Raw genomic sequence first — 25,520 nt, forward strand, 5'->3', positions numbered from 1 at the left:
TTATTTAAAAGAAAAATTTAAAATATCAAGTTATGCAATCAACACAAGATTTAATTATGGGATTGGGTATGATGGTTGGTCTGGTAACAATTGTCTTTATTCTTGCAAAGTATACCTATCTCGTCAAAAAAGCTATGATGGATAGGGGATTGACTTCCAAAACCCCATATGGGAAATTTCGTTATCTGGACATCGGTTGTATTGTGCTGGGTCTAGGTGTCGGGCTTATGGTATCATCCATTTTCACAACAATGGACCTGTCCGAAGACACGATGGATTTATTGGTTTGGGGAACGATACTAATATTTGGGAGCATCGGTCTGGTGTTAGCCCACTACACAAGAAGAAAGCTTGGGTCTTGATATTTCAAATAATGATACCCTTTTAATCAATCGGACAAAAGATGGAGATACAGGTGCTTTTAGACAACTTGTCGAGAAGCATAAAAACGTATCCCTTTCCTTGGCCTGTTCCATACTCAAGGATGAGAATAAGGCAGAAGATGTTTTACAGGATGTCTTTATCAAAGTGTTCGAAAAGATAGATACATTCAATTTCAATTCTATCTTCTCTACATGGTTGTATCGCATTGTGGTAAATACCAGTTATAATGAACTGAAAAAGCATAAAAATCACCCAAGTCTTTCCCAGGTTGACATAAAAATTGAAAAATCAAGCGGCAATATGGCCCTAAATGCCTTCAAGGAAGAGGAGCAAAAAAAGTATATACAAGCGGCCTTAAAGAGACTTAGGGCCGACGAAGCGTTAATCCTTAGGTTGTTTTATCTGTGTGATTTAAAAATCAAGGAAATAGAAGATATTACGGGATTCAAAAATTCCAAAATAAAAGTAGACCTTCACAGGGGCAGAATTAATCTGAATCAAGAGCTTAAAAAGTTGTTAGGGAAAGAAATACATGATTTATTATGAACGAGAAAGACATCAAAGAACTATTAGGGAAAAGTATCATCAAAGCCTCAGATGATTTTACCGATAAACTGATGCTGCGTCTTGAAGCTAAAAAGGTGACAAAAAAGTCTTTTGTATCGAATTTTACATTAACATTTTCGGTATTGGCCTTAGCAATCTTAGCCATGAGTTTTACCTTGTACAAGTACATGAGCGATTGTTTTACACTATTCGATACAGATTTTGAAATTGATAGAATTCCTATTTTCGTTACCACTACGGCTCTGTTACTTCTTGCCATTAATCACGTTTTAAGATTGAACCACATTTATAGCGTTTTTAAGTCCAACAGCAGGTCGTTTTATAATAAAACATGATACATTTAGCTGAGAGTGAGTTTTGCTTCTGAGTATCATAAATCGAACCTTTTTTGGGCATCAAAAATCTTATTTAAACACTAACTACTATCACTACTATGCTAAAATTTATATCTATTTGAGGTCGTGTAAGGAATCGAACCCTGCTTTTCTGGACGGAGTAACCTATTCGGTGAGCATAAACTTTTATTATGTTTGAAAGCCTATATTTATTGGGTATTTCAGCATTGGGTTCTAGTCCCTCCGGTCGGGGGTCTAAATCACATGTTTTACGCCCATTTGATGTAGTTTGGCTTGAGATAAGAACAAATAAAATCTATATATTACCTCTTCTTTATGTATAGAAAATCCCATTTTCTATACAAAAGATATTATCTTTGTATAACAAAATCAGAAACCTATACAAAGTGTCCGAAAATGTTAAATACATTCTGCCCGAACTGCCGGTCGCCTTTGATATAGAAACTAAAGCAGTGCTCAAAAGCCTTCCCTCAGCACACGCAGCTCTGGCGGAGCTAAAGGGTATTGCATCCACCATTCCCAATCAGAGCATTCTTATCAACACCCTGGCACTTCAGGAAGCAAAAGACAGTTCGGCCATAGAGAACATAATTACCACTCATGACGATCTATACAAGTCAGAATTGAACCTCAATATATTCAAACCCATTGATGCCAAGGAGGTTCAAAACTATATACAGGCTCTGAAACAGGGTTTTTTGTTAATTTCAAAAGAACAGGTGCTGACCAATCGAACCATACTGGCCATTCAAGAGGTTTTGGAGAAAAATAATGCCGGATTCCGAAAGCTGCCAGGAACAACCTTAAAAAATGCAACAACCGGGGAGACTGTATATACACCGCCCCAAAATATAGCAGACATCAGAAGACTGATGAAGAATCTTGAACAATTCATCAATGATCCTGAAAAGAGCGACTATGACCCTCTAGTTAAAATGGCCATTATTCATTTTCAGTTTGAGAGCATACATCCCTTTTATGATGGCAATGGTCGTACCGGAAGAATTATCAATATTCTATACTTGATACTGGAAAAATTACAATCACTTCCTATTCTATATTTGAGCAGTTATATTATTGAGTGTAAAGCAGATTATTACAGATTATTACAGGAGGTAAGGGACAAAAACAATTGGGAAGAATGGCTTTTATTTATGATAAAGGGAGTGGAACAGACCTCAAGAGACACGATTGCCCTGATTCTACAAATAAAGACTTTGATGCAGGAGTACAAAAACAAACTCCGGTCCAATTATAAATTCTATAGCCAGGATTTATTGAACAACCTGTTCAAACATCCTTATACAAAAATTGAATTTGTAGTAAATGATTTAGGGGTTTCCAGATTGACCGCCGCCAATTACCTTAACAGGTTAGCTGATGATGGATTACTTCAAAAGGAACGGATGGGCACCGCAAACTACTACATCAATCGCCCCCTTTTTGATCTCTTATCAAAACGGTAAATCAAACCAGACTCCTTTAAAAGATACCTATTAGGTAAGTCGCCAAAACAATATCCCTAATAAACCAATAGGAATACTAATTTCCAAAATAGGTTCGGAAGTTTATACAATTTGGTTACCAAAGCACTGCTTATAGTCATTGTTCCAAAACTACCTAATGCTAGCAAAATGCCCTTATTTTCACTTTTACCATTGGTCTTATTGTTTGTTTTTCCTCCTATTACAGCGAACACAAGGCCTCAAACAAACTTATAAAAACTAATTCTCTATAATCGACCGTTTCGAAATGCAGACTCCACACTGTTTTTTCTCTTCTATATTTCAAATCAGAATGGTTTAAACCTTCTCATATTCGAATTTTAAATGATTTAAATATTAAACAGTAAAATGGATATAATAAAGACTGATTTTAAATATGTAGATTATCTATGGAACGATGAAAAAGTGGCAGGATTTGAAGATGATCAAGTCGAACTGTTTCTTTACAGATCCAATATATTGGGAGCCGACTTGAGAATCACCAATTATGGCGGCGGTAATACTAGTTGCAAGACTTTTGAAAAAGACCCTTTGACCAATGAGCAGGTAGAAGTTATGTGGGTAAAGGGTTCCGGTGGTGACATTGGCACGCTGACACGTGCTGGAATAGCAGGTCTTTATACCGACAGATTACGAGATTTGAAAGATGTTTATGGTGGTCTGGAAGATGAAGACCGAATGGTAGGCCTATTCAACCATTGCATCTACGATTTGGACAGTAAAGCTCCTTCAATAGACACTCCTTTGCACGGACTACTGCCCTTTAAACATATAGACCATCTGCATCCAGATGCCTTGATCGCTGTAGCCGCTGCGGAAGACAGCGAAGAAGTCACCAAAAAAATCTGGGGAGATACCATGGGCTGGATACCATGGCAAAGACCAGGTTTTGATTTGGGACTGCAATTGGAAAAATGCCTGAACGACAATCCGAACATTCGCGGTATCGTATTGGGGAGTCACGGACTTTTTACCTGGGGCGATACATCTTACGAGTGCTACATGAACAGCTTGGAAGTCATTGAAATGGCATCTGAATTCATTGAAAATAAAATAACCGAGAACGGAGAAGTCTTTGGAGGTGAGAGAATCGCATCGTTGCCTAGGGCAGAACGCTTGGAAAAGGCCTCAGCTTTGATGCCCTTATTAAGAGGTCTCTGTTCATCCGAAAACAGGATGATCGGACATTTTACCGATACCGATGTGGTGATGGAATACATAAACAGTCATGACCTTGAACGTCTGGCACCCATGGGAACCTCCTGCCCCGATCACTTCTTACGCACTAAGATACAGCCCCTGGTGTTGAATTTGGATACCGATATTGACCCTAATGATACTAAAGCGTTAGTACAAAAATTAAACCCTGCTTTTGAGGGTTACCGTGCAGAATATAGCCAGTACTACGAAACCTGCAAAAGGGAAAACAGTCCGGCCATGCGCGACCCCAATCCAGTTATCATCATATATCCGGGTGTGGGTATGTTCAGCTTTGCGAAGAACAAACAGACCGCTCGGGTGGCCAGTGAATTCTATATCAATGCTATAAATGTGATGCGCGGCGCGGAAGCAATTTCCCGATACACTTCCTTACCTAGGCAAGAAGCATTCGATATCGAATATTGGCTTTTGGAGGAAGCAAAACTAGAGCGCATGCCAAAAGAAAAGCCGCTCTCGCGAAAAGTTGCCCTTGTCACAGGTGCCGGTGGAGGTATTGGAAAAGCGATTGCGGATAAACTGGCTCAAGAAGGTGCCAATGTGATGCTCACGGACATTGCAGAAGATAGACTGAAGGAAAATCTTTCTACCTACAAAAAAGATATCGCCAGTTACGTTGTTTGTGATGTTACCCGAAGGGAATCCATTCTCGATGCCTATAAAAAAGCATGCCTTGAATTCGGTGGGGTGGACATTGTTGTGCACAGTGCAGGCCTTGCCATTTCAAAACCATTGGAAGATACCACTGAAAAAGATTGGAACTTATTGCAGGAGGTACTTGTAAAAGGTCAGTTCGAACTTGCAAAACTAGCGGTCGACATCATGCGGAAGCAAAATTTAGGTGGCGATTTTATATGCATAGCCAGTAAAAACGGCTTGGTAGCCGGCCCCAATAATGTGGCCTATGGTACATCAAAAGCTGCACAGCAGCACATGTCCAGACTTCTGGCTGCTGAACTGGGCGAGGACAGCATCCGTGTAAATACAGTTAACCCCGATGGTGTTATCGTTGGTAGTAAGATTTGGGAAGGTGATTGGGCCGAAGGCAGGGCAAAAGCATATGGGATTACTATCGAAGAACTTCCCGCCCATTATGCCAAAAGAAATTTATTGAACGAAATCATCTATCCAGAAGATATTGCCAACGGTGTATTCGCCTTTGTCGGAATACTGAACAAAACTACAGGCAATATCATCAATGTTGATGGAGGTATGGCAAATGCATTTGTTAGATAAATTAGTTTGAGTTAGTTTTTTTAGCAAACTTCCAAGGGCACATTTGTCCTTGGAAGTACTTTTTTACATAGTTATGACTTTAGATAAAAATAAGATTCTAGACTTTAATCAAAAACATCTACAAATCCATTCGGAGAAATTTGATTTTCTGTCAAACCAACTTTCTTCTCAGGGACGGGATGTGGCTACCGTCCTGAAGAAACTATCCCAATTTCAGGTGGCCATACCAAGTTGGGCACTTGGAGCTGGTGGAACGCGATTCGGTCGGTTTGGTTTTCATGGCGAACCATCCAGTATAGTGGAAAAAATCGATGATGTAGGCATCATACATCGTCTTACACAGACGGCGGGGGCCATTTCATTGCATATTCCTTGGGATAAATCCACAGATTACGATGCCGTAAAAGAAAAAGCAAAATCACAAAATATCATATTCGATGCGGTAAACTCCAATACGTTCCAAGACCAAAAAACAGCAAAGGAAAGCTATAGGTACGGTTCATTGGGCAATATTTCGAAGGCCGCAAGGGAGCAAGCTGTTCAGCACAACAAAGAAGTCATCGACATCGGCAACAAACTAGGCTCCAAAAGCCTTACGGTATGGTTGGCGGATGGAAGCAATTTTCCGGGTCAGAGCAATTTCCAGACCGTGTTGCAACATACACAAAACAGCTTAGCAAGTATTTACGATCATCTGCCGCAGGACTGGAAAATGTTCATCGAATATAAACCATACGAACCTAATTTCTACAGCACTATTATCCAAGACTGGGGTACCTCGTTCATGTTAGCAAATGCTTGCGGTGAAAAGGCATATACCCTGGTCGACCTTGGTCATCATTTACCGAACACGAACATTGAGCAAATTGTTTCTACTTTAATGATGAAAGGCAAGCTGGGCGGATTCCACTTTAACGACAGTAAATATGGCGATGATGACCTAACTGTTGGCAGTATCAAGCCCTATACGTTATTCCTAATTTTCAATGCTCTGGTGTACGGTATGGAAAATAACCCACAAAATCCGTACCCTGCGTGGATGATAGATGCAAGCCATAATATAAAAGATCCCTTGGAAGATTTAATGCAATCGTTGGAGGCCATTCAAGAAGCCTATGCCAAAGCACTTTTGGTTGACCAAAAAAAATTGCTGGAAGCGCAACAGGAAAACGATGTCGTACAATGTCAAGAAATTCTACAGAATGCGTATAGAACAGATGTAAGGCCCCTACTGGGACAAGCACGATTGAATGATGGTGGGGCCATACATCCAATAGCAACCTACAGAAGTTTGGAAATCAGAAAACGATTGATCAAGAAAAGGGGTGTAAATGCTGTTGCCTCGGGACTGTAATTATTTCTGATGAAAGAAGTAACCGCAATATTCGACATTGGAAAAACCAATAAAAAAATCTTCTTGTTCGATAAACAGTATCAAGAAGTCTTCAGGGAATATGCCCAGTTTGGTACCATTAGGGACGAAGACGGTCATCCGACCGAAGACCTCTCCTCGCTTCAAGAATGGCTAAGGCGAATTTTTAAAAAACTACTGGGGAATAAGGAATATAACATTACCGCCATTAATTTTTCTAGCTATGGTGCAAGTTTGGTTCATTTGGATAAGAATGGAAAAGTACTTACGCCGCTATACAATTACACAAAACCTATAAACCCGGAACTGATAGCAGCCTTTTATCAAAAATATGGTCCAGAAAAAGAGTTCGCATGCGATACCGGAGCCACCGTTGAGGGAATGTTAAATGCTGGATTGCAGCTGTACTCATTAAAACATGAAAGACCCATAGTTTTCAACCAAATAGCTACTTCCATGCACTTGCCGCAATATCTAAGCTACCTGTTTACGGGAATTCCACTTAGTGAGTACACCAGTATTGGCTGCCATACATCGCTTTGGGACTACACCAAGAACAACTATCACGATTGGGTATATAAAGAAGGTATTGACAAGATTTTACCTCCCATAGTTCCGACAGCAACAAGCATTACCACAAGTTACGGGGGCAAGCGCATAAAAATTGGTGTTGGCATTCACGACAGTTCTGCTGCCCTATTGCCTTATGTTAGGAGCATAAAGAAAAAATTCATTTTGGTTTCCACGGGAACATGGAGTGTTTCCCTGAACCCTTTTGCCGAAGGTAGATTATCCAAAGAAGATATTTCCAAAAACTGTATCAACTACATGAGGGTGAATGGAAAACCGGTAAAGGCAGCCCGTTTGTTTTTGGGAAACGAATATAAGACCCAGGTCATGGAACTATCCAACTTTTACCATGTCGAAAAAGACAAGCATAAAAACATCCGCTTTGATTCCACTATTTATAACGATATAATCAAAAATTTTAGACCGTTGTTTCGCTGGACAGGCTTTTGTACTTCGGATATGCCAAGCACAACAATTTTCAAATACGACTCTTACGAATATGCCTACCATCATTTAATGATGGAACTGGTTAAGTTTCAGGTAGAGAGCATTAAACTGTCCAAAGGCGATAGCTCTATTAAAAGACTGTACATAGATGGTGGATTCAGCAATAACGATGTCTATATCAAATTACTTTCACGCTTTCTAAAGAATATGGAACTGAGAACCACGGATTCCTCGTTAGGTTCCGCACTGGGTGCAGCTTTGGTCATTTCGGACGCCAGACTTGATTCTAAATTCCTGAAGCGGAATTATTCATTAAAAAAACACAATCCTTTTATAACAGAATAATACTATGGCCTTCAATCCAAATTATCCATCCGTAGAAGATCTCAGAAACAGGGCAAAAAAAAGAATCCCAAGGTTTGCTTTTGAGTATTTGGACGGTGGGTGTAATGAAGATGTGAGCCTTGTACGCAATACCTCTGAAATACGTAAAATAGAGTTGCAGCCCCGTTACCTGAGAAATACCACTACAAGCTCCTCGAAAACAAAAATTATGGGTATGGAGTTCGATGCGCCTTTTGGAATTGCCCCTGTCGGTCTACAAGGGCTAATGTGGCCCAATGCCTCTGAAATCTTGGCTAAATCGGCCTTTGACCACAATATTCCTTTCATTTTAAGTACGGTCACGACCACATCCATAGAACGAGCAAGCGAACTTACCGAAGGAAAAGCTTGGTTTCAACTGTACAATCCCGCAGATGATGCATTGCGAAACGATATTATAGCCCGTGCAGAAGCTGCCGGATGTAATGTTTTGGTATTGTTATGTGACGTTCCCACGTTCGGGTACCGCCCAAGGGACATTCGCAATGGTCTAGCTCTACCTCCCAAAATGACCCTAACAAACGTGCTACAGGTCTTGGGAAAACCAGCTTGGGCTTTAAAAACCCTAAGATTTGGCCAACCCACTTTTGAAACGTTAAAACCCTACACTCCAAAAGGACTCAATCTAAAACAGTTAGGAAAATTTATGGATGAGACTTTCTCCGGTAAACTAAATGAAGAACGAATACAACCGATACGTGACAAATGGAAGGGAAAACTGGTTTTAAAGGGAGTAGCGTCGGAGCAAGATACCCAAGATGCCATACGAATAGGTTTTGATGGAATCATTGTTTCCAACCACGGTGGCAGACAATTGGATGCTGCACAATCCAGTATCAAGGCACTTTTGGAAATCGCTGAAAAATATAATGACCAAATAGAAATCATGATGGATAGTGGGCTACAGTCAGGTCCAGATGTTGCCCGTGCTATGGCCGCAGGAGCAAAGTTCACGTTTATGGGGCGTTCTTTTCTGTACGGTTGTGCAGCTTTGGGAACCAATGGGGGCGACCATACCATAAGCATGCTGAAAACACAGTTCCGACAAGTTATGGAGCAATTGTGCTGTGAAAAAGTTGAAGATTTACCGAAACATTTAATCAAACAATCTTAGGAAGATAAATTTTAAGATGAGATTGTCACGTTTACCATAAAAAAACAAGAGGTACAGAATGGAAAAAACAAAAACTATAGTTTATGCGATCGCACTATTCTTTTGCACTTTGGGCCATTGCCAAGTAATTACAAACAATCAAGGCGTTGAACCCAGCAACCAAAGAGAAAATACCGCTGTACCTGTAATCTTTGATACTGATATTGCTGAAGATTATGACGATGTAGGTGCGATTGCCACACTTTATGCACTTGAGCATTTAGGGGAGCTAAAAGTTCTTGCCACAGTTTCCAGCAATGCTTATGAAACTACGGTACCTACGTTGAGCGTATTAAACACCTATTTTGGAAAATCCAATATACCCATTGGAGTTACCAAAAGGAAATTGCCTTCAAGACCTTGCACACAAGGCTGGGCACAGGAAATAATAAAACGCTATCCACACAATGTTACTTCAAATGAGGAAGCTTATGATGCCGTTTCGCTTTACAGAAAAATTCTGGCCGGACAGGAAGATAAATCAACTACAATTTTAACGGTTGGATTTTTTACCAATTTAGCCGATTTACTGGAATCAGGTCCCGATGAGTATTCCGAACTCACTGGAGTTGAATTAATAGAGAAAAAAACAAGGCTTCTGATTTCAATGGCAGGCAGAATGCAAAAAAAAGATGCAGTTTGGAAAGAATACAATATTAAACATGATATTCCTGCGGCGCGTTTGGTTTTCGAGAAATGGACCACACCGATCATCATGAGTCCTTTTGAGGTAGGCAAGGATATTCTAACGGGAATTCCGCTAATGAACAATAAAGAAATAATAAATAGCCCCGTTAAGGATGCCTATCGCATAGCGCTCACTAAAGACAACAATAAAAAGGGCAGAATGAGTTGGGACCAAACGGTGGTATTAATCGCTGCCAAAGGAGTTACCCCTTATTTCAATTCAAAGGAAATAGATATAAAAATTAAAGAAGATGGAACATCTGCGCAAATACGCGGCAATCGGGTTTCTTATCTTTCCCTGAACCAAGACCCGGGGAAAATTGCAGAGATCATTGAAGAACTTATGGCCTACGTGCCTTCGAAATGAACAGGGCCGGCCATACGGTAGTTCTATCGTTTTTTGACCAAAAATCTATTTTTCTTCCGACAAAAACTCCTTCATCAACTGTCCCAACCTATCAATATGCACTTTTGAGCCTGGTTCATTTATCAAATTCTGATTTTCGCCAGGGTCTGTTTCAAGATGGTATAGCTCAGATGCCACGCCTTCCTCGGCATATTGGATGTATTTCCATTTTTCGGTTCGTACAGCTTTCCATGAAGGTATTCGCGGTGCAACTTTTTCAAGGAAATATTCGGCCAAAAATGCTTTACGACCTTTGGTCTTGGGTTCTTTAAGTACGGGCACCATGCTTTGGCCGTCCATGGGTTCCAATGGTTCAACACCTGCAAGTTGCAACAAGGTAGGCGCAATATCTATATTCAAGACCATTTGTTCCCTGGTACTTTTAGGTGCAAAAACACGTGGGTAGCGCATAAACATGGGAATGCGAATTACAGGATCGTATGCCCAACGTTTTATATTAAATTCTCCATGCTCCCCCATCAACATGCCATTATCACTAACGTAAATAATTACCGTATTGTTCAATATATCTTTGTCTTCCAACGTCTTAAAAAATTGACCGACACCTTCGTCCACACTTTTTAGGCTACGATGTTGATCTCCAACAACGGTATCCCGCTGCCGACCATGCCCCCTTCTGGACTCTGGTGGCTCTGGCAAGACATTTTGGTATTCGTAAAATTTCTTCCGATTTACGGTTCTTCGTAAATGCGGTTTGCCCGCTATGTCCTTTGCATCGACAGCAACAGCATCGAACTTAAAATATGGATAGAGCGACTCGTGCCTTTTTGCAGGTAGCAATGGCCAATGAATCGCTTTATGGGCGACAATCATGGCAAAGGGCTGATCCTTATCGTGGTTTTTTAAAAAGTTCAACGCTTTTTCATTGATGATGTCAGTCATATAACCTGTTGTCTGTATTCTAGTATCTTCATCATTGACCACTCCGTCAATATAATCTCCCTGTCCCTTAAAACTGAACCATCGATCATACCCAGGTCGGCGGGAGTCATCCAAGCCCATATGCCATTTTCCAATAAATGCCGTAGTGTATCCCGATTCCCTTAACTGTCTGGGCCAAGTCAACAAGGTGTGGCTTATGACATCCAATCCCAATTTATCGTTATTGATAACATTGTGTTTGTGGGCGTAGTTCCCAGTTAAAAAACTTGCCCTACTGGGTGAACACAAAGGTGTAACCACAAAAGCGTTTTTAAAAACGACTCCTTCTTCACCTATGCGGTCTATGTGTGGGGTGTTTGCAACTGTATTGCCTTCCACGCCCAACAGTCCGGTCTGCTGGTCATCAGTAATAATGAAAATAATATTTGGTCTTTCGTTCTGTTTTTGCCCTGTAGCGTCATTGAAGGAAAGAACCAATAGCAATAGTAATACTGAATAACTAAAAAATTTCATTTCCATACTTCTTGAAATGATTCAATATGATTATAATACTAAAGATTCATCATTTTTTCGATACTGAAAATAATCGCGTGTATGACTTTAATATGTATTTCCTGAATTCTATCCGCATAGCCTTCATAAGGAACCAACACTGAAATATCCGATAGCCGTTTCAATTTTCCGCCCGACTTTCCAGAAAGCAAAATAGTGGTCATGCCTTTGGTTCGTGCTGTTTTGAAAGCCTCAATAATGTTCTGTGAATTGCCACTGGTACTTATCCCCAAAAGCACATCGCCAGCAGTTCCTAAACTCTCCACAAATCTGGAAAAAACATGCGCATATCCGTAGTCATTACCGATACACGATAAATGACTTGGGTCGGAAATAGCAATTGCCGGCAAAGGTTTGCGATTTTCACGATAGCGTCCGGTCAGTTCTTCGGCAAAGTGCATTGCATCACAATGAGAGCCTCCATTGCCGCAGGATATGACTTTGTTTCCACGATTGAACGCTTCGACCATTTGCTTCGAAATTTCCAAGATGACATCAAAGTTGGAATCGATATTTATAAAATCATCAAGCACATTTTGTGCTCGAATGAATTCATTTCTTATCTCATGCTTTAGATTTTCCATAATTATTTGGTCAACATTGCTGCTCCAAAGACACCGGCACTATCACCCAATTTGGGTTTAAGGAAACATGTTTCCAACGTATTATTGAAAATGTATTTTCGAACCCGTTCAACACCTTCGGTGTACAACAAATCAATATTGCCCACACCCCCGCCCAGAACTATGGCCTGTGGATCAAGAATATTGATGATTGAAGCGATACCTTTTCCAAAAAAATCCAGCAACCTTTCAACCGTTTGTTCTGCATATTCGTCATTTCCTCTTTTATAGGCCATCATGATTTCTTTCAGATTCTTTCGATTTCCGCTTTGCAGTTCGTAATAACGCTCAAGACCTGTTCCCGAGATTATGGTCTCTACGCAGCCCTTGCGCCCACAATAGCATTCGCCACCCGAGTCATCCAAAAAATTATGCCCCCACTCTCCGCCTATACCATGTTTACCATGTATAGACCGACCGTTGACCACGACTCCACCCCCAACACCCGTTCCCATGATAACCCCGAATACCACACTGGCATCTGGTACGGAGTCTGGTACGGAACCCATCGTAGCCTCTGCCAACGCAAAACAATTGGCATCGTTTGCAACCTCAACATGGAGTCCAAGTAGTTTTTCTAAATCTGTTTTTATTGATTTTCCATTTAAACAGACCGTGTTGCTATTCTTCAGTTTTTTTGTTGTAGGGTCTAGTGTGCCGGGCGTTCCGATACCCAACGCTGTAATGGTGATACCCCCTTTTTTTTCTAGCTCACCGACCAGCTTCTCAATTTGACTCAGGATATGTTGATATCCATGTTGTTGTTCAGTTGGTACACGAAGCCTTTCGATTATGTCAAAACTATCATGGTTTTCTTCAAGAACGATTCCCTCGATTTTGGTACCGCCCAAATCAATTCCACAGAGAATTTGTGGTGTTCCGCTTTCTTTCACTAGGTGTTGGTTTAAAAATTTTCCAGCATTTGTGATTCATTACAAAAATCTCGAAATCCGTTCTTCAATGACTTCTATTTCACGAATTGAAATACAAGTAACCGTCAGAAGGCATACATTGAATTTTTAAAAATAAGGTAGCTTAAAAAGATTCATTCAAAATATAATGACACAAAAAAATCACAATGCCAGTCTCTTCATATTGACCATTCTATTCTTCTTATGGGGCTTTTTGACATGCATGAACGATATTCTGATTCCTTATTTAAAAGAAATTTTCGTACTGAAGTATTGGCAGGCCATGCTTATACAGTTCTGCTTTTTTGGGGCCTATTTTATAGGGTCGTTGGCCTATTTTTTAATTTCCTTAAAAAAAGGTGACCCTATCAATAAAATTGGTTATAAAAATGGAATCATCATAGGCCTAGCTGTTTCCGGATTGGGATGTTTTATGTTTTACCCTGCGGCAGCATTCAAGGTCTATGGGCTATTTCTATCCGCTCTGTTTATTTTGGGACTTGGCTTTACGTTGTTACAGATTGTGGCAAATCCCTATGTATCAATTTTAGGCAGACCTGAAACAGCTTCCTCACGACTGAACATGTCCCAGGCATTTAATTCTTTGGGTACCACGATAGCACCCATTTTTGGTGGTTATCTCATCTATGAATTCTTCTTTATCGAAGGTGCCGAAGGTGATTCCACCAAAATACCCTATGTCATTTTTGGGGTCATTTTTATCCTTCTTGCCATAGTCTTTCAATTTATAAAACTGCCAAGGTTCAAGAACGAAGAGGATATCATTAAAGGAATCGGTGCGCTGCGTTTTCCAAATCTTTCCTTGGGAACGGTTGCCATATTCACCTATGTAGGCGCCGAAGTTGCCATAGGCAGCTTTTTGATAAATTTTGTTGGACTCGAAAACATTATGGGACTGGACGAGGCCGTGGGCAAAAATTTTCTGGCATATTATTGGGGCGGTACCATGATAGGACGTTTTTCCGGAGCACTATCGCTTAGTAGTCTGGACAAATTTAAAAAGACGCTACTCATGGTTTTGCTTACGATGCTTTCTTTTGCCTTGATATTCTCCATTTCTGGAGTTGCATTTAAAACGGTTGTGCCCTATGTTGGAATTATCGCATTGAATTTTTTCGTTTTTTTGGTCGGAAAAGGTATTCCTTCAAGAACCTTGGCCCTATTTGCTATCGTAAGTGCTGGATTGGTGTTGTTCGCAATAATGGGCTCGGGTAGTTCGGCCATGTGGGCACTGATCGGTGTTGGTATCTTCAATTCGATCATGTGGTCGAATATTTTCACCATAGCAATCAAAGGTCTGGGGAAGTATACCAGTCAAGGGTCTTCACTATTGGTAATGGCTATTCTTGGGGCAGCTTTGGTTCCATTGATTCAGGGGGTAATGGCCGACACATGGGGCTTACAGCTTTCGTTCTTTGTGCCTTTTGCCTGTTATCTGTACATTATATGCTATGGTTTTTATAGCCCAAAGTTGATTACCATAAATACTGTCGATGAATTTTCTAAGGAGAATAATTCGGAGAAAGCTTTATAAGTCTGAATTCTGGCAACATCAGCATAATACAAATAAAAGAGATAACCAAAATGTTAGGGTTCGTTATTCCAGAGCCGTTTTCCTATTTTCAGTTTGAATGATCAAAGCTTCATTATCGGTAGTCAAGGATTGATGGTTTACCTTATAATCGATATTTTGGTTTCCCAGGTTCATTGATTTGATGACTCCGTCCTTAGGACCATGGCGCTCGATAACAATTTGGTTCCCTTTGTAAAAATCTTGGTTCAATTGTATCTCAATTTTCTCAAATACCGGAACGGTGACAAAATATTCAGGATTCCCCGGCGTATGGGGATAAAGTCCCATCATGGCGAATACCACCCATGAGGACATGGCACCGGCATCGTCATTCCCTGGAAGTCCGTTGGGAGCGTTGGGAAAATGCCTCTTTAAAAGGTTGTGTACGGTATGGGCGGTTTTCCAATGTTTTTCTTCGGTCAGGTTGTAGAAAAAAGGAAACCCAAAGCCTGGTTCGTTCGTCATGTCAAAATACTTTTTATCAAAAATGGTCTCGAGATTTTTTAAAAATCGTTCTTCTCCCATCCTATTTTTTAGCGTATCGATTCCGTGCGGTATCGAAAATAAGTACTGCCAAGCACTCCCTTCAACGAATCCCGGACCGCCCCGCAAACCAAAATTCATCCTATCCCACAATTCCTGTGTAGGGTCAAACGGTTCGTACCAACTTCCATCTTTGTTCTTGGGTTGGAGCAAACCGATTTCATCATTGTAAAAGGACATAAAAGATTTAGAGCGTTTGAGATACTTTTTATAATCTTCTTCATTGCCCATTATTTTCGCCATTTGTGCGATATTGTAATCCGCTAGATTGAATTCCATAGTGTTGGACACCGCTCCCCAGACTATTCCATTGTTCCATTGAAAATTTTCAACCTCGCTGAAATCACCATCCATAGTGATATACCCATATCGTTTATAATCCTGGATTCCACGTCTATTGAGATTTCTTTCCTCATGATTGGCACTCTTAGTCATTGCTTCGTAAGCTTTCTGCACATCAAAATTGCGAATACCTTTGGTATAGGTGTCACCTATGACAATCGGAGCAGGGTCACCTACCATTAAATAGGGTTCAAAATTGAATATTGGCCATTTGGGCAGCCATCCGGATTCATCATAGATATCCAACATGTTCTTTACAAATTCTTCCTGTTTTTCGGGGTAGGCCAGCGTTAACAATGGATGGGTAGTTCTGTATGTGTCCCAAAGTGAAAAACCAGTGTATCGCGTATACGGTGATTTTCCAATCTCCTTACTTCCCATTTTTACGAACTCCCCATTATGGTCACTATAGATCATTGGCATTAGAAGGCTGTGGTAAAGCGCAGTATAAAAAACCGTTTTGTCATCATCTGAATCGCCGGTCACCTTGATTCTACCCAATTCTTTTTCCCATTCTTCCTCAGCTTCTTCTTTTACCTTTTCAAAATCATATCCCGTTTGCTCTTTATTCAGGTTTCCTTCTGCATTGGCCGTTGATACATAGGATACGCCAACCTTAATGTAAAGTTCCGTAGCGGCTTTGTTACCAAAAATGTAAACTATTCCACTTGGTTTGTCGTCCAGATTTTGATTGAATCGCGTGTCCGTCCTATTGTTGTATTCTAAATAAGTTGAATCTGCCTCCTTACTTAAATGAGCACTAAAAAAAACAGCGCTTCTATTGGCCGAACCACAAAAATTACCTTCCAATTGGTACCCCTTAACAGTGGTATCTGAATAATGTTCGATGACGCCTCCTTTAACGTGCGCCTGCTGTGCCATTAAATCCAGGTACACTTTGGTGCTACCTTTCGGCAATTCCAATTTGATGAGAGAAGATCTTTTGGTGGTTGTAGCGTGCACAACAATATCATCATCATCCAACTTTACACTGTAATACCCAGGTCGTGCAATTTGTTGGGAGAAACTTGAACCCTCATACCCAGTAGGTAGGTCGCGTGTAAAGAACTTGAAGGGAATACTCCCTGTGGCGGGACATCCCACTCCTGAAAAGTTGACGTTGCTGAATCCGAAGATTTTTTTCTCCTCGTGTCTATATACACTTGGCGATTCCATCTTGGTGAAGTCAAAGGACTGCGGACTTACCGAAACCATTCCCCATGGTCGAACGGCACCTGGGTGCACATTGCCAATAGTGTGTTTTGTTCCATTGCCCTCTGTTCCGATAAATGGGTTGACGTACGATGTATATTTAATATCAGTGCTTGAATTGCCCGACGAATTCATGGACGGGTCTTTGCAACTGAAAACAAAATAGAACTGCGATACTATCACGACCAAAAAGCCATAATTGAAATTTCTCATTCAACACCTATCTTTAATTGAAAGAAGGAATTTAAAATGGGGATATTGCCCAGTACTGCTATTTTGGAAAACAAGAGACAATATAATTTGAATAAAACTACATCAGGTTTTGACCTTGGTTCTTTAATGACATCAACGTAATGGGATTTTATACATTGGTTTTGCTTCAACATAAAACAATACAACTTTGGATTGCCCGTATTAGCTTCAAAAGTGTATGAAGCTGTATTGTTTTATAACGTTTTCAAATACTTCTTTTTGTATTGTTTTGGGGTAAGCCCGGTCAGTTTTTTGAAATTGACGTAGAAAACGGACTCCGAACGAAAACCGCTGTCCACCGCTATGGCAAAAATCGTTAGGTCTTTGTGCTCTTCACTTTCCAATAACCTTTTTGCTTCTTCTATTCGTTTTTCATTAATATAAGCACTAAAGGATTTTCCCAGATAGTCGTTTAGGACAATAGAAAGTATATAAGACTGAATTTCTAGCGTATCGGCCAGTTTTTGTTCATTTAGTTCGGTATCCAGATGAATTTTGTCCTCTATTATCAACTTGTTGAGCTTATCGATGTAAATCTGGCCATCTGGAACCTTTGATGTATTTTTTGATTTAAAAATGGGAAGTCCAGAGAGTATTTTTGGGTACTTGAAAAAGAAATATATAGTTATAAATATGATGGAGCACGTGAAAATAATATAATTGAGCTCCACCAATTTCTGTATGGTATTCCTGACGGGGGAATCGAGCTCAAAATTAGGAACGATCAACAAAAAATAGCATAGGTTCAGAAATGTTATATAGGTCAACACTCCTAAAAAATAAGTCAACATTCTAGGCCACCAAAGAATCGCTTTCTTTTTGATAATATCCTTTTGCCCTTGAATGATATGCCACCCTTTTAAAAAAAGATACAACTTCCATATAAGAATGGTCGTCAATACTATTTTGTGATAAAGTGAACCTACGTAATTGTAAAAACTAAAATCGCTTCTTATAAAAGTGCTCAAAACCAAAATTGTTCCTGCAATTATGGGGACATACAAATACTTTTGGTCTTTTTTACCGATTCCACCGCCCACGACCGCCTTTATGTATAGGAACAATAATGTGGGCAACAGTAAATCCAAGAAATCCGGTATGACCAATAATCTAGGAAATTCATTTTTCCAATCTTGGTACCGTAAAAGATATTGGAGCAATATATTTAGGGAAGTCACAAAAAATATAAGGGAAAGTACATAATTGTTGCGCGCCTTTTTAACGATAGGTATGAATATGCCTACGATAAGACTCTGAACACATCCCCAAATAAAAAAAATAACCGCCATTTATATTACAACTTAATAAAGCATATCCATTTTTCGAATTTAATAATAAGAATAAAACTATCCCTCTCTAATAAATCCGTATGGAAATCTTCATACTTTTTTGAAAATCAATTCTTTCCTTCGACAGAGAATTCTTCTAAAGTCTTTATCAACTCCGTGTACCTTTTATCTGCACTATTGAATATATTATTGTTTTCTGAAATATCTGTGCGAAGGTTGAAAAGCTGAAAGGCTTCTTCATCAGATTCGGGAGTTATTTGAAAAGGCACTGTAAAACCACCTGACCCCAAACCGGCAATCAGCTTTAATGAATCTTTTCGAATGGCAAAAAAACCTCTTGAGGAGTGGTGAACCAAAAAGTCCCTTTCTTCCAGTTCCTGTTTTTCATTTTTTAAGATAGGTAATATACTTACACTATCTTCTCCCTCATATTTACCAAGGGGAGTTCCTGTTAAATCGGCAAGTGTTGCCATTAGATCATTGAGCAATATCGGCGTATCCGATTTTGAGTTGGCGGGAATCCGATTTTTCCAACTTGCAATGAAAGGTATTCTATGACCACCTTCATAGATATCGGCTTTTTGTCCTCTATAGATGAAGTTTCCATCATGTTCATGGCTTGGGTCTATATAGGCTTTTTGAAAAGTGCCATTATCACTTGTAAATATAAACAGTGTATTCTCTGCCAGACCCAGTGACCCCAACGTACTGGAAATGGTCTTGACCACGTTATCGACCATATGTATAAAATCTCCGTAGGTTCCAGCTTTGCTGGTTGCTTTAAATTCATCCGAAGGCAATAATGGGCTATGGGGAGCGGTCAGGGGAAAATAAAGAAAGAAAGGCCGCTCCCTATTTTCATGAATAAAGTTTACCGCTTTTTCGGTCAATTTTGGCAACACTTCGGCATGTTTAAAATCGGTTGCCTCCAAACCAGCATTCCATTGTGTTAGATTGTTTCTACCTGGAAGAATTTCCTTATCGATTGTTTTCATTGGTAAACCTAAAACAGTCTGGTTTTCTATATAGCAATAGGGCCTCATGTCCAGTGATGCCGGGATTCCAAAAAAATAGTCAAACCCTACGGATGTGGGGCCATTTTCAATCGGCTTTGAGAAATCTATGGCATCACCAGGATACCGAGCCGGATGCAGGTTTTTGTTCTCCCAAGGTACTTCCTTACCCTCCTTGACCGGCCATGTCATGCCCAAGTGCCATTTTCCGATACATGCCGTTTTGTAGCCTTCTTTTTTTAATAAAGAGGCTACTGTCGTTCTATTGGAATCAATCAATGGTGGAGAATATCCCCAGGTAACCCCCCGCTTCAGTCGAGTCCGCCATGCATACCTCCCGGTAAGTATACTATATCGGCTCGGTGTGCATACGGAGGAAGAGCTATGGGCATCGGAAAAACTCATTCCCGAAGCAATCAAAGAATCCAATGTCGGTGTATTGACCTTCGCATTGAGATTGAGGCCACTAATATCACCGTATCCCATATCATCGGCCAAAATATAGACGATATTTGGTTTTGCCATTGCTTCAGACCTGTGCTTGCCCACTGACCTTTTTTCTTTCTCTGCACAAGAACTTGTACTCAGCATAGCAATCAAGAATACCGCAAAAGAAATAGTTTTAAAATTCATCAACCTGGTTTTAATCAAAGTGTTTTTGGAAAGTTCAATTGAACGGAATCCCATATGAAGTTGGTTCACTTTCCTTGTAACCATAGCGTACCGTCTTAATCTCGATTTTTTCGATAGTATCTTGTGGAATTGGCATTTCATAAATACGCCATCTCTCCGTATCGTTTATCCTGTAGGCAACGGTCGCCCCTTCCGTCTCACATTCCAATAGAATGCTGTCGTTCTTAAATTGTATCTTCCCTGCCTTGGTTCTTGGTTGCATTCCGCCCGGCCACATACGCTCGGCCTGTTCGATTTCTGGTATATCCTTTAAATCCCCGTACGTGTTTTGCCAGTCATCCAAGGCATTTTCCATACGTTTTACCGTATTGGAATAATCAGGATTTAAAGCTAGGTTTCTCAATTCAAACGGATCTTCGTTTAAATTATAGAGTTCTTCGCTTGGTTTTGGCCCTTTTAACCAATAGGATTCGTTTCGATTTAAATTGCCCAACGCATCCATACGTTTGAGTTCTGTCATCAAAGGCATTTGGTTCAAGAAAGTGATTTCTTGTGAGTAAGGCACTTCTGGAGTGAAATTTTTTATGTATTTGTATTGTTTATCCCGCACTGCCCTTCTAATATCATACCTATTGTCCATACGGTCCCTGGCAGCATAAACGTATTCCCTTGGATTTTGAGCAAGCTCCGTAACCATGGATTTTCCCTGTATCCATTGCGGGACTTCGATGCCCGCCAATTCCAACACGGTTGGGGCCAAATCAACAAAACTGTAGAGATTTTCATCCAGTGAAGGTTGCTCCATATTCTTTGGCAGGTACTTTTTTGGATAATGAACGATCAATGGAACCTTTATACCACTATCATAAATCCATCTTTTGCTTCTGGGGAGGCAATCCCCATGGTCGCTCATAAACATCACTATGGTATTATCCAGAAGGCCATCCTCCTTCAAATCCTTTAGAATCTCTCCTATTTGAACATCCATTCTGCTTACGTTATCGTACAGTCGTGCTATGTGACCACGACTGGTAGGGGTATCGGGTAAAAATGGTGGAACCACCACCCTTCCAGGATCAACCTTGTTTTTCTCATCAAATGTTGGTCGTTTTCGAACATCGGGGGCCAAACTTGGTCTTTTGATATTAAACTCATCAAAAAAGCGATTCTTTGTGCTATCTGGCCAAATATTGATTTCGTGGGTGATTTCAAAAGTGTAATAAATAAAAAATGGGCGTTCTTTATCCGCTTCAGGTCTGTTTCGCCATGATGGATATGCAGATACCTCGTCCCAAATGGTGAACGGCTCCCCAAACTGATAGTCCAGCTTTTTATAGGAAGCGGTCCAATATCCGTTTTTTCGAAGGATTTCAGGAAATGCCCTGACCTCTGGTGGTGGTACGGCATTGTATTTTGGAAATCCAGGTATATCGATTACTCCAGATTTTTGTCGCATATGTTGCGTTCCAATACTTGTGGGATACATCCCTGTTATCATTGAAGAGCGACTGGGAGCACAGACACCTGAAACCGTAAAGGCATTTTCATATACAATCCCATTCGATGCCAATTGATCTATATTGGGTGTATGCGCCAGACTGTCTCCGTAGGCAGTAAATCTTGGACTAAGGTCTTCCGCTACCAACCAAATGATATTGGGTCTTTGTTCTTTGGCACTTACAATTTCATCGGATTTATCTCTCTTGGAGTTGCACGCCAGAATTACTAGGGAAAATATGGCGATTATTGGGATGCACCGTTGTTTTGACTTCATTGGTTCTACTATTGGAATTTAATTATAGCTATGGAATATGGTGGTAATTTGATGGTGTCCACAAAATCTACCTCATCCACTAGTATATTCTCCAAACCTATCACAGGTTTTGAAGGGCTGGAAGCATAGATATGCATTTTACCCTTGAAATCGGGAATAGTGGAAAATTCGATTTCTTGCCCGGTTACATCATAATTTGCGATAATCGCGGTTTTTTCATTTTCGTGCTTGAAAATATATCCTTTCATATTTTCTACTTGGTCTCCCCTATCATCAGTTAGCATGGATACCGTATCAAAATTTAAAACCGCACCTTCTACCTTGCCCTTCATCGCATCGCCAAACAGTTTTGTCACCATCCCACCCGATGATAATGTATAAGGCATCGATTTAATGCTTTGGGATTTTAGTTGTTGGTAATTAAGCGTATCAGTATGTACCATACCAAAAAGATTGCCCGTAAGATTGTGCATGCTGGATAATTCAACATCGCTTTCCAAAAACTTAAAAAGGTATTTGGACAAAATCAATGTCTGGGCCCAACTGTGAAGCACGACCGAATTATCGTCCCTTATGTTAAATTCAGTAACCCACAAATCCATAGCTTTGGGAACATAAAACCCATCTATTTTTTTCAGGTTTTTTGAGGCGGTAGTGAACATATTACTGTACGCTTGCTTATCCTTAAGAAGTTCCAGTTCCCATTTTTGCCGTTCACCGATTTCTTTGGGGGCCGTTCTTGTTGCTGTTCCAGAGGCGCCCAACCCTTCTTTGCCCGGGGCAATTTTTTTTCGCTCCAGACGCCCATCCAAACCGGAAGGGGAATACAGATGAATTGTAATTGCATCTGCATTTTTACATTTTTCCAAGACCCTTTTGTTCCAATCGACTTGTCTCGCATGTCGGGTCATGTTGGTTCCCACTACTGCAAAAGATGCATCTGGAAACTCTTTTTTAAGTTCATCTATCCAAATCTGGCAGGTTTCCCCATAGACTTCAGGGGTGGGATATCTTAAAAGAGGAAACGGAATGTTGAAATACAGCTCGTTGCCCATTTCAATATATTTTATAGGAATTCCCAAGGATTGGGCTTTTTTGAGATTTCTAACACTATGTTGTAAATCTTTGCTCAACATGTTCAGCATAAAGACCGGGACTATACCTGTTTGTTGATACATTCTTGCCAGACTTTCAATAGTATATCGGTCAGGGCTGGCTCTATGGTCGTTCTCCACTACCCATTTTATCATTAAACTATCTGGCACGTCCCTATCAATGGCACCTATATCCCAATCCCAATAATTACCGATAGTACCACCGGGATATCGCAATGTACGTATTTCGGTTTTCTTGGTGACTTCGACCAAACCTTCCATATTCCATGGATCATTGAAGCTAATAAGGTTGGCATTCGCACCAAGTAGATGCTCTTGAACAGGTTTCCATTCACCTATAACGGCATTGTTCATTTTCTCAGGTGATTTTTTGGGTTCGCAGCTACAAAAGAGTGCAACGGTACTAAGTACAAAAAATACCTTGATACAGGTCCAAATTCCCTTTTTCTGGTACTTGTATTGAACTAGTTGGTCAGTCATTGTGTAAATTTTGTATGTTGAACGGTAATTCCGTAACCCATTGCGATTGGTGGGGATGTTTTTCCTGATGTTCTTTCAACCCAATATTGACCAGAAAATCATCATTGATAAAATCGAATCGCAACAGTAATCGATTAATGTCTTTACTAAGATGAAGTTCGATGGCTTCCGTTCCCGGCCATCGCCTCTTTGGGCGCTTTGTTTCAGAAAGTTTTTTACCGTTGAGCCATACTGTACAATAGTTACTGTGACCTAGGCATAACCATTTTTTACTACGTTGCGCAGCATCGATTTCCGTATATAAATAGAGTGTTCGTTCTCCTTTTCCATAGAAATAATCGCCTAAATCTATTTCCATCGACCTTGGAAAGATAAGTTGGCTTCCGTAAGGCACGTTTTTAAAATCGGACAGTCCCAAAAGCCGATTGATTTCCTTTTGATCGATGAATTCCGTGGAAGGCCGCTGCGCATCATGGTTCATGTAGACAACAGAGGGCAATGAGCCCATTCCGTGATCAGGATATTTTTTATCCATTGGAATCAAACTTGAGTCATCTTCCATGAAAGGCCCGAGCAACAGCCATTTGCCATAATTGGGCATGCCCTTGTCAAAAATCTTTTTTTCCGTTTCTGAATCGACTTCCAACCGATAGGCAAGACTTGGTTTGGTCGGAAAAGCATCAATCTTACAGACGAGTTTCAAGTCTCTGGTGATTTTTTGATGGGCAGGTATGGTCATTTCATCAAAAAAAGTTTCAAAAAATTCAGAGGTAAGGTTGATTTTTAGTTGAAGTGTTGAATCTTTCAGGTTTTCAATCGTAAGTACTACCAATCCCGTTTTGTCCGAAGTTAGACAGGGATATTCCTTGACACTAGCATGAAGTGCATATTCATTCACATGAATTTTGGTCGTTGACTTGTCTTTGGGAAAGTCAGAAATCCCAAAATCTGGATTCAGGTCAAGAAAAGGTCTGGCCGCAATACTGGTCAGTTCGGTGAGTTCGGTGATTGTATTCGGACAATCAATCCCGTGTATCTCAGGGCTTACCAGAATATCGTCCCCTACCCGTTTCTTCCAAACTTCGGGCAATGCCTTATATCCCTTGACCATGCCCAACAAGGCACCAGCGGTTGCAATAATGCAATCACTATCATGCCCATAGTGCAAGGCCGTGCCCAAGTTATCTATTTCTCCCTCGGAATTTAATAGAGAAAGTACCGTAAACCCAATATTCATTGGTGCGGATGTAAAATCGGCATCACCGTACAGGCTCTTTATCTTTTTTGATGCCACTTCCTCACCATATTCTCGGTTCCAGAAAATTACAGCACGAACCAGACGTGCACAAAGACCCTCTTTTGATATAAACTCCAAAGCTTTGGTCAGTATCGTGAACATATCGTTTTCCATAAATGCAATCGCTGCGCATGATGCCAAGTACTGCTCTGCCTCTACAGAAAATCCTTCATGGTCAAGTGTGGAATCCATCTTTGCGTAGAACGCAGCCTTTCCCGGATTTCCCGCACATAGCATCCCCCATATTTCACTGCGTATGGGTGAACCCATACTCTGTCTCCAGTACTCGTTGTTGTGGGAACCAGAATCCGGGTTGTCCAAACCAAGGCGTATATTTCTGGTAGCTATTCCATATTCGTTCCAAGGAAAAGCTACATGATGCATCCAATGCTCCTGAAAATCGTTTTCCCTAACCTGTGCCCCTTTTTTAAGCACCATGTCCAACCATAGTAATTGTAGATCTAAATCATCGTTGGCAAAATTGTTTTCAAAAAGGGAATCGTTCAGCGCAATGGAATTGAATCTTTTATAGCCTTCAATCGGGGCACCAAGGATTCCCCCGGCACACTTACCTACCCAACCACCTCGTACTTTATCGATATAGTCAGCGTATTGTAATGTTCTTTTCATGTAGATCAGTAATTGTTTGATTTCTCTCCATTGACTTTACAATAACCCATATCCTTTCATTCTTTTCCTTCG

19 protein-coding genes are annotated in these 25,520 nt (G+C 40.5%); 10 read left to right on the forward strand and 9 right to left on the reverse strand.

Features of this window, described 5'->3' with window-relative positions:
* Nucleotides 1-32: 32 nt before the first annotated feature.
* The 9 genes from ACOKFD_RS07875 (at nt 33) to ACOKFD_RS07915 (ending at nt 10,246) form a co-directional block, all read left to right on the forward strand.
* A complete protein-coding gene (locus ACOKFD_RS07875) occupies nt 33-362 on the forward strand; it encodes a hypothetical protein (RefSeq protein ID WP_422860740.1) in 330 nt (109 codons plus the stop codon).
* A complete protein-coding gene (locus ACOKFD_RS07880; RefSeq protein ID WP_422860741.1) occupies nt 352-930 on the forward strand; it encodes an RNA polymerase sigma factor in 579 nt (192 codons plus the stop codon). Before ACOKFD_RS07875 ends, ACOKFD_RS07880 begins: the two co-directional genes overlap by 11 nt.
* Nucleotides 927-1,286: a hypothetical protein gene (locus tag ACOKFD_RS07885; protein WP_422860742.1), complete on the forward strand. Its 360-nt coding sequence runs from the start codon at nt 927-929 to the stop codon at nt 1,284-1,286. Before ACOKFD_RS07880 ends, ACOKFD_RS07885 begins: the two co-directional genes overlap by 4 nt.
* 407 nt (nt 1,287-1,693) lie before the next feature.
* Nucleotides 1,694-2,773 (forward strand): Fic family protein, encoded by a 1,080-nt coding sequence (locus tag ACOKFD_RS07890; protein ID WP_422860743.1) that lies wholly within the window; start codon nt 1,694-1,696, stop codon nt 2,771-2,773.
* A 387-nt stretch (nt 2,774-3,160) separates the two neighbouring features.
* Nucleotides 3,161-5,266, forward strand: a complete 2,106-nt coding sequence (locus ACOKFD_RS07895) for a bifunctional aldolase/short-chain dehydrogenase (protein WP_422860744.1) — start codon at nt 3,161-3,163, stop codon at nt 5,264-5,266.
* A gap of 73 nt (nt 5,267-5,339) precedes the next feature.
* Nucleotides 5,340-6,620, forward strand: a complete 1,281-nt coding sequence (locus tag ACOKFD_RS07900; RefSeq protein WP_422860745.1) for a sugar isomerase — start codon at nt 5,340-5,342, stop codon at nt 6,618-6,620.
* A 6-nt stretch (nt 6,621-6,626) separates the two neighbouring features.
* Entirely contained in the window at nt 6,627-8,000 is a 1,374-nt protein-coding gene (locus ACOKFD_RS07905) for an FGGY-family carbohydrate kinase (RefSeq protein ID WP_422861011.1), read from the forward strand.
* Nucleotides 8,001-8,004: 4 nt separating this feature from the next.
* The gene (locus ACOKFD_RS07910; protein WP_422860746.1) at nt 8,005-9,153 is read left to right on the forward strand and encodes an alpha-hydroxy acid oxidase; all 1,149 of its coding nucleotides are present in this window, start codon (nt 8,005-8,007) and stop codon (nt 9,151-9,153) included.
* A gap of 58 nt (nt 9,154-9,211) precedes the next feature.
* Complete coding sequence (locus tag ACOKFD_RS07915) at nt 9,212-10,246, forward strand: nucleoside hydrolase (protein ID WP_422860747.1); 1,035 nt, start codon at nt 9,212-9,214, stop codon at nt 10,244-10,246.
* 45 nt (nt 10,247-10,291) lie between these two features.
* Here the strand turns inward: ACOKFD_RS07915 and ACOKFD_RS07920 are convergent, their stop codons facing one another.
* The 3 genes from ACOKFD_RS07920 to ACOKFD_RS07930 are packed head-to-tail and all read right to left on the reverse strand — an operon-like array spanning nt 10,292 to nt 13,256.
* Complete coding sequence (locus ACOKFD_RS07920) at nt 10,292-11,701, reverse strand: sulfatase-like hydrolase/transferase (RefSeq protein WP_422860748.1); 1,410 nt, start codon at nt 11,699-11,701, stop codon at nt 10,292-10,294.
* Nucleotides 11,702-11,739: 38 nt separating this feature from the next.
* The gene (lpcA, locus tag ACOKFD_RS07925) at nt 11,740-12,324 is read right to left on the reverse strand and encodes a D-sedoheptulose 7-phosphate isomerase (protein WP_422860749.1); all 585 of its coding nucleotides are present in this window, start codon (nt 12,322-12,324) and stop codon (nt 11,740-11,742) included.
* Nucleotides 12,325-12,326: 2 nt separating this feature from the next.
* On the reverse strand, nt 12,327-13,256 hold the full coding sequence (locus ACOKFD_RS07930; RefSeq protein ID WP_422860750.1) for an ROK family protein: 930 nt from the start codon (nt 13,254-13,256) through the stop codon (nt 12,327-12,329).
* Nucleotides 13,257-13,422: 166 nt separating this feature from the next.
* Here ACOKFD_RS07930 and ACOKFD_RS07935 point away from each other — a divergent pair, with 166 nt between their 5' ends.
* The gene (locus ACOKFD_RS07935; protein WP_422860751.1) at nt 13,423-14,829 is read left to right on the forward strand and encodes a sugar MFS transporter; all 1,407 of its coding nucleotides are present in this window, start codon (nt 13,423-13,425) and stop codon (nt 14,827-14,829) included.
* Between the two features lie 63 nt (nt 14,830-14,892).
* On the opposite strand, the gene ACOKFD_RS07940 is transcribed toward ACOKFD_RS07935, so the two are convergent.
* From ACOKFD_RS07940 to ACOKFD_RS07965, 6 genes are all read right to left on the reverse strand, one after another.
* Nucleotides 14,893-17,178 (reverse strand): GH92 family glycosyl hydrolase, encoded by a 2,286-nt coding sequence (locus tag ACOKFD_RS07940; protein WP_422860752.1) that lies wholly within the window; start codon nt 17,176-17,178, stop codon nt 14,893-14,895.
* 233 nt (nt 17,179-17,411) lie between these two features.
* Nucleotides 17,412-18,506, reverse strand: a complete 1,095-nt coding sequence (locus ACOKFD_RS07945; protein WP_422860753.1) for a helix-turn-helix domain-containing protein — start codon at nt 18,504-18,506, stop codon at nt 17,412-17,414.
* A gap of 107 nt (nt 18,507-18,613) precedes the next feature.
* Nucleotides 18,614-20,152, reverse strand: a complete 1,539-nt coding sequence (locus ACOKFD_RS07950) for a sulfatase family protein (protein ID WP_422860754.1) — start codon at nt 20,150-20,152, stop codon at nt 18,614-18,616.
* A 34-nt stretch (nt 20,153-20,186) separates the two neighbouring features.
* Nucleotides 20,187-21,926: a sulfatase family protein gene (locus ACOKFD_RS07955; protein ID WP_422860755.1), complete on the reverse strand. Its 1,740-nt coding sequence runs from the start codon at nt 21,924-21,926 to the stop codon at nt 20,187-20,189.
* Nucleotides 21,927-21,934: 8 nt separating this feature from the next.
* Nucleotides 21,935-23,521, reverse strand: a complete 1,587-nt coding sequence (locus ACOKFD_RS07960) for a hypothetical protein (protein WP_422860756.1) — start codon at nt 23,519-23,521, stop codon at nt 21,935-21,937.
* A complete protein-coding gene (locus ACOKFD_RS07965; protein ID WP_422860757.1) occupies nt 23,514-25,448 on the reverse strand; it encodes an ADP-ribosylglycohydrolase family protein in 1,935 nt (644 codons plus the stop codon). Before ACOKFD_RS07965 ends, ACOKFD_RS07960 begins: the two co-directional genes overlap by 8 nt.
* Nucleotides 25,449-25,520: the final 72 nt, after the last annotated feature.

This window comes from Flagellimonas ulvae (genome assembly GCF_049333175.1).
Lineage (GTDB): Bacteria > Bacteroidota > Bacteroidia > Flavobacteriales > Flavobacteriaceae > Flagellimonas.

What these genes read in the sequence shown, in the direction of transcription:
- ACOKFD_RS07875 (WP_422860740.1), top strand. Translation starts at nt 33, where the DNA reads ATGCAATCAACACAAGATTTAATTATGGGATTGGGTATGATGGTTGGT.
- ACOKFD_RS07885 (WP_422860742.1), top strand. Translation starts at nt 927, where the DNA reads ATGAACGAGAAAGACATCAAAGAACTATTAGGGAAAAGTATCATCAAA.
- ACOKFD_RS07895 (WP_422860744.1), top strand. Translation starts at nt 3,161, where the DNA reads ATGGATATAATAAAGACTGATTTTAAATATGTAGATTATCTATGGAAC.
- ACOKFD_RS07900 (WP_422860745.1), top strand. Translation starts at nt 5,340, where the DNA reads ATGACTTTAGATAAAAATAAGATTCTAGACTTTAATCAAAAACATCTA.
- ACOKFD_RS07910 (WP_422860746.1), top strand. Translation starts at nt 8,005, where the DNA reads ATGGCCTTCAATCCAAATTATCCATCCGTAGAAGATCTCAGAAACAGG.
- ACOKFD_RS07915 (WP_422860747.1), top strand. Translation starts at nt 9,212, where the DNA reads ATGGAAAAAACAAAAACTATAGTTTATGCGATCGCACTATTCTTTTGC.
- ACOKFD_RS07920 (WP_422860748.1), bottom strand. Translation starts at nt 11,701, where the DNA reads ATGAAATTTTTTAGTTATTCAGTATTACTATTGCTATTGGTTCTTTCC.
- lpcA (WP_422860749.1), bottom strand. Translation starts at nt 12,324, where the DNA reads ATGGAAAATCTAAAGCATGAGATAAGAAATGAATTCATTCGAGCACAA.
- ACOKFD_RS07935 (WP_422860751.1), top strand. Translation starts at nt 13,423, where the DNA reads ATGACACAAAAAAATCACAATGCCAGTCTCTTCATATTGACCATTCTA.
- ACOKFD_RS07940 (WP_422860752.1), bottom strand. Translation starts at nt 17,178, where the DNA reads ATGAGAAATTTCAATTATGGCTTTTTGGTCGTGATAGTATCGCAGTTC.
- ACOKFD_RS07945 (WP_422860753.1), bottom strand. Translation starts at nt 18,506, where the DNA reads ATGGCGGTTATTTTTTTTATTTGGGGATGTGTTCAGAGTCTTATCGTA.
- ACOKFD_RS07950 (WP_422860754.1), bottom strand. Translation starts at nt 20,152, where the DNA reads ATGAATTTTAAAACTATTTCTTTTGCGGTATTCTTGATTGCTATGCTG.
- ACOKFD_RS07955 (WP_422860755.1), bottom strand. Translation starts at nt 21,926, where the DNA reads ATGAAGTCAAAACAACGGTGCATCCCAATAATCGCCATATTTTCCCTA.
- ACOKFD_RS07960 (WP_422860756.1), bottom strand. Translation starts at nt 23,521, where the DNA reads ATGACTGACCAACTAGTTCAATACAAGTACCAGAAAAAGGGAATTTGG.
- ACOKFD_RS07965 (WP_422860757.1), bottom strand. Translation starts at nt 25,448, where the DNA reads ATGAAAAGAACATTACAATACGCTGACTATATCGATAAAGTACGAGGT.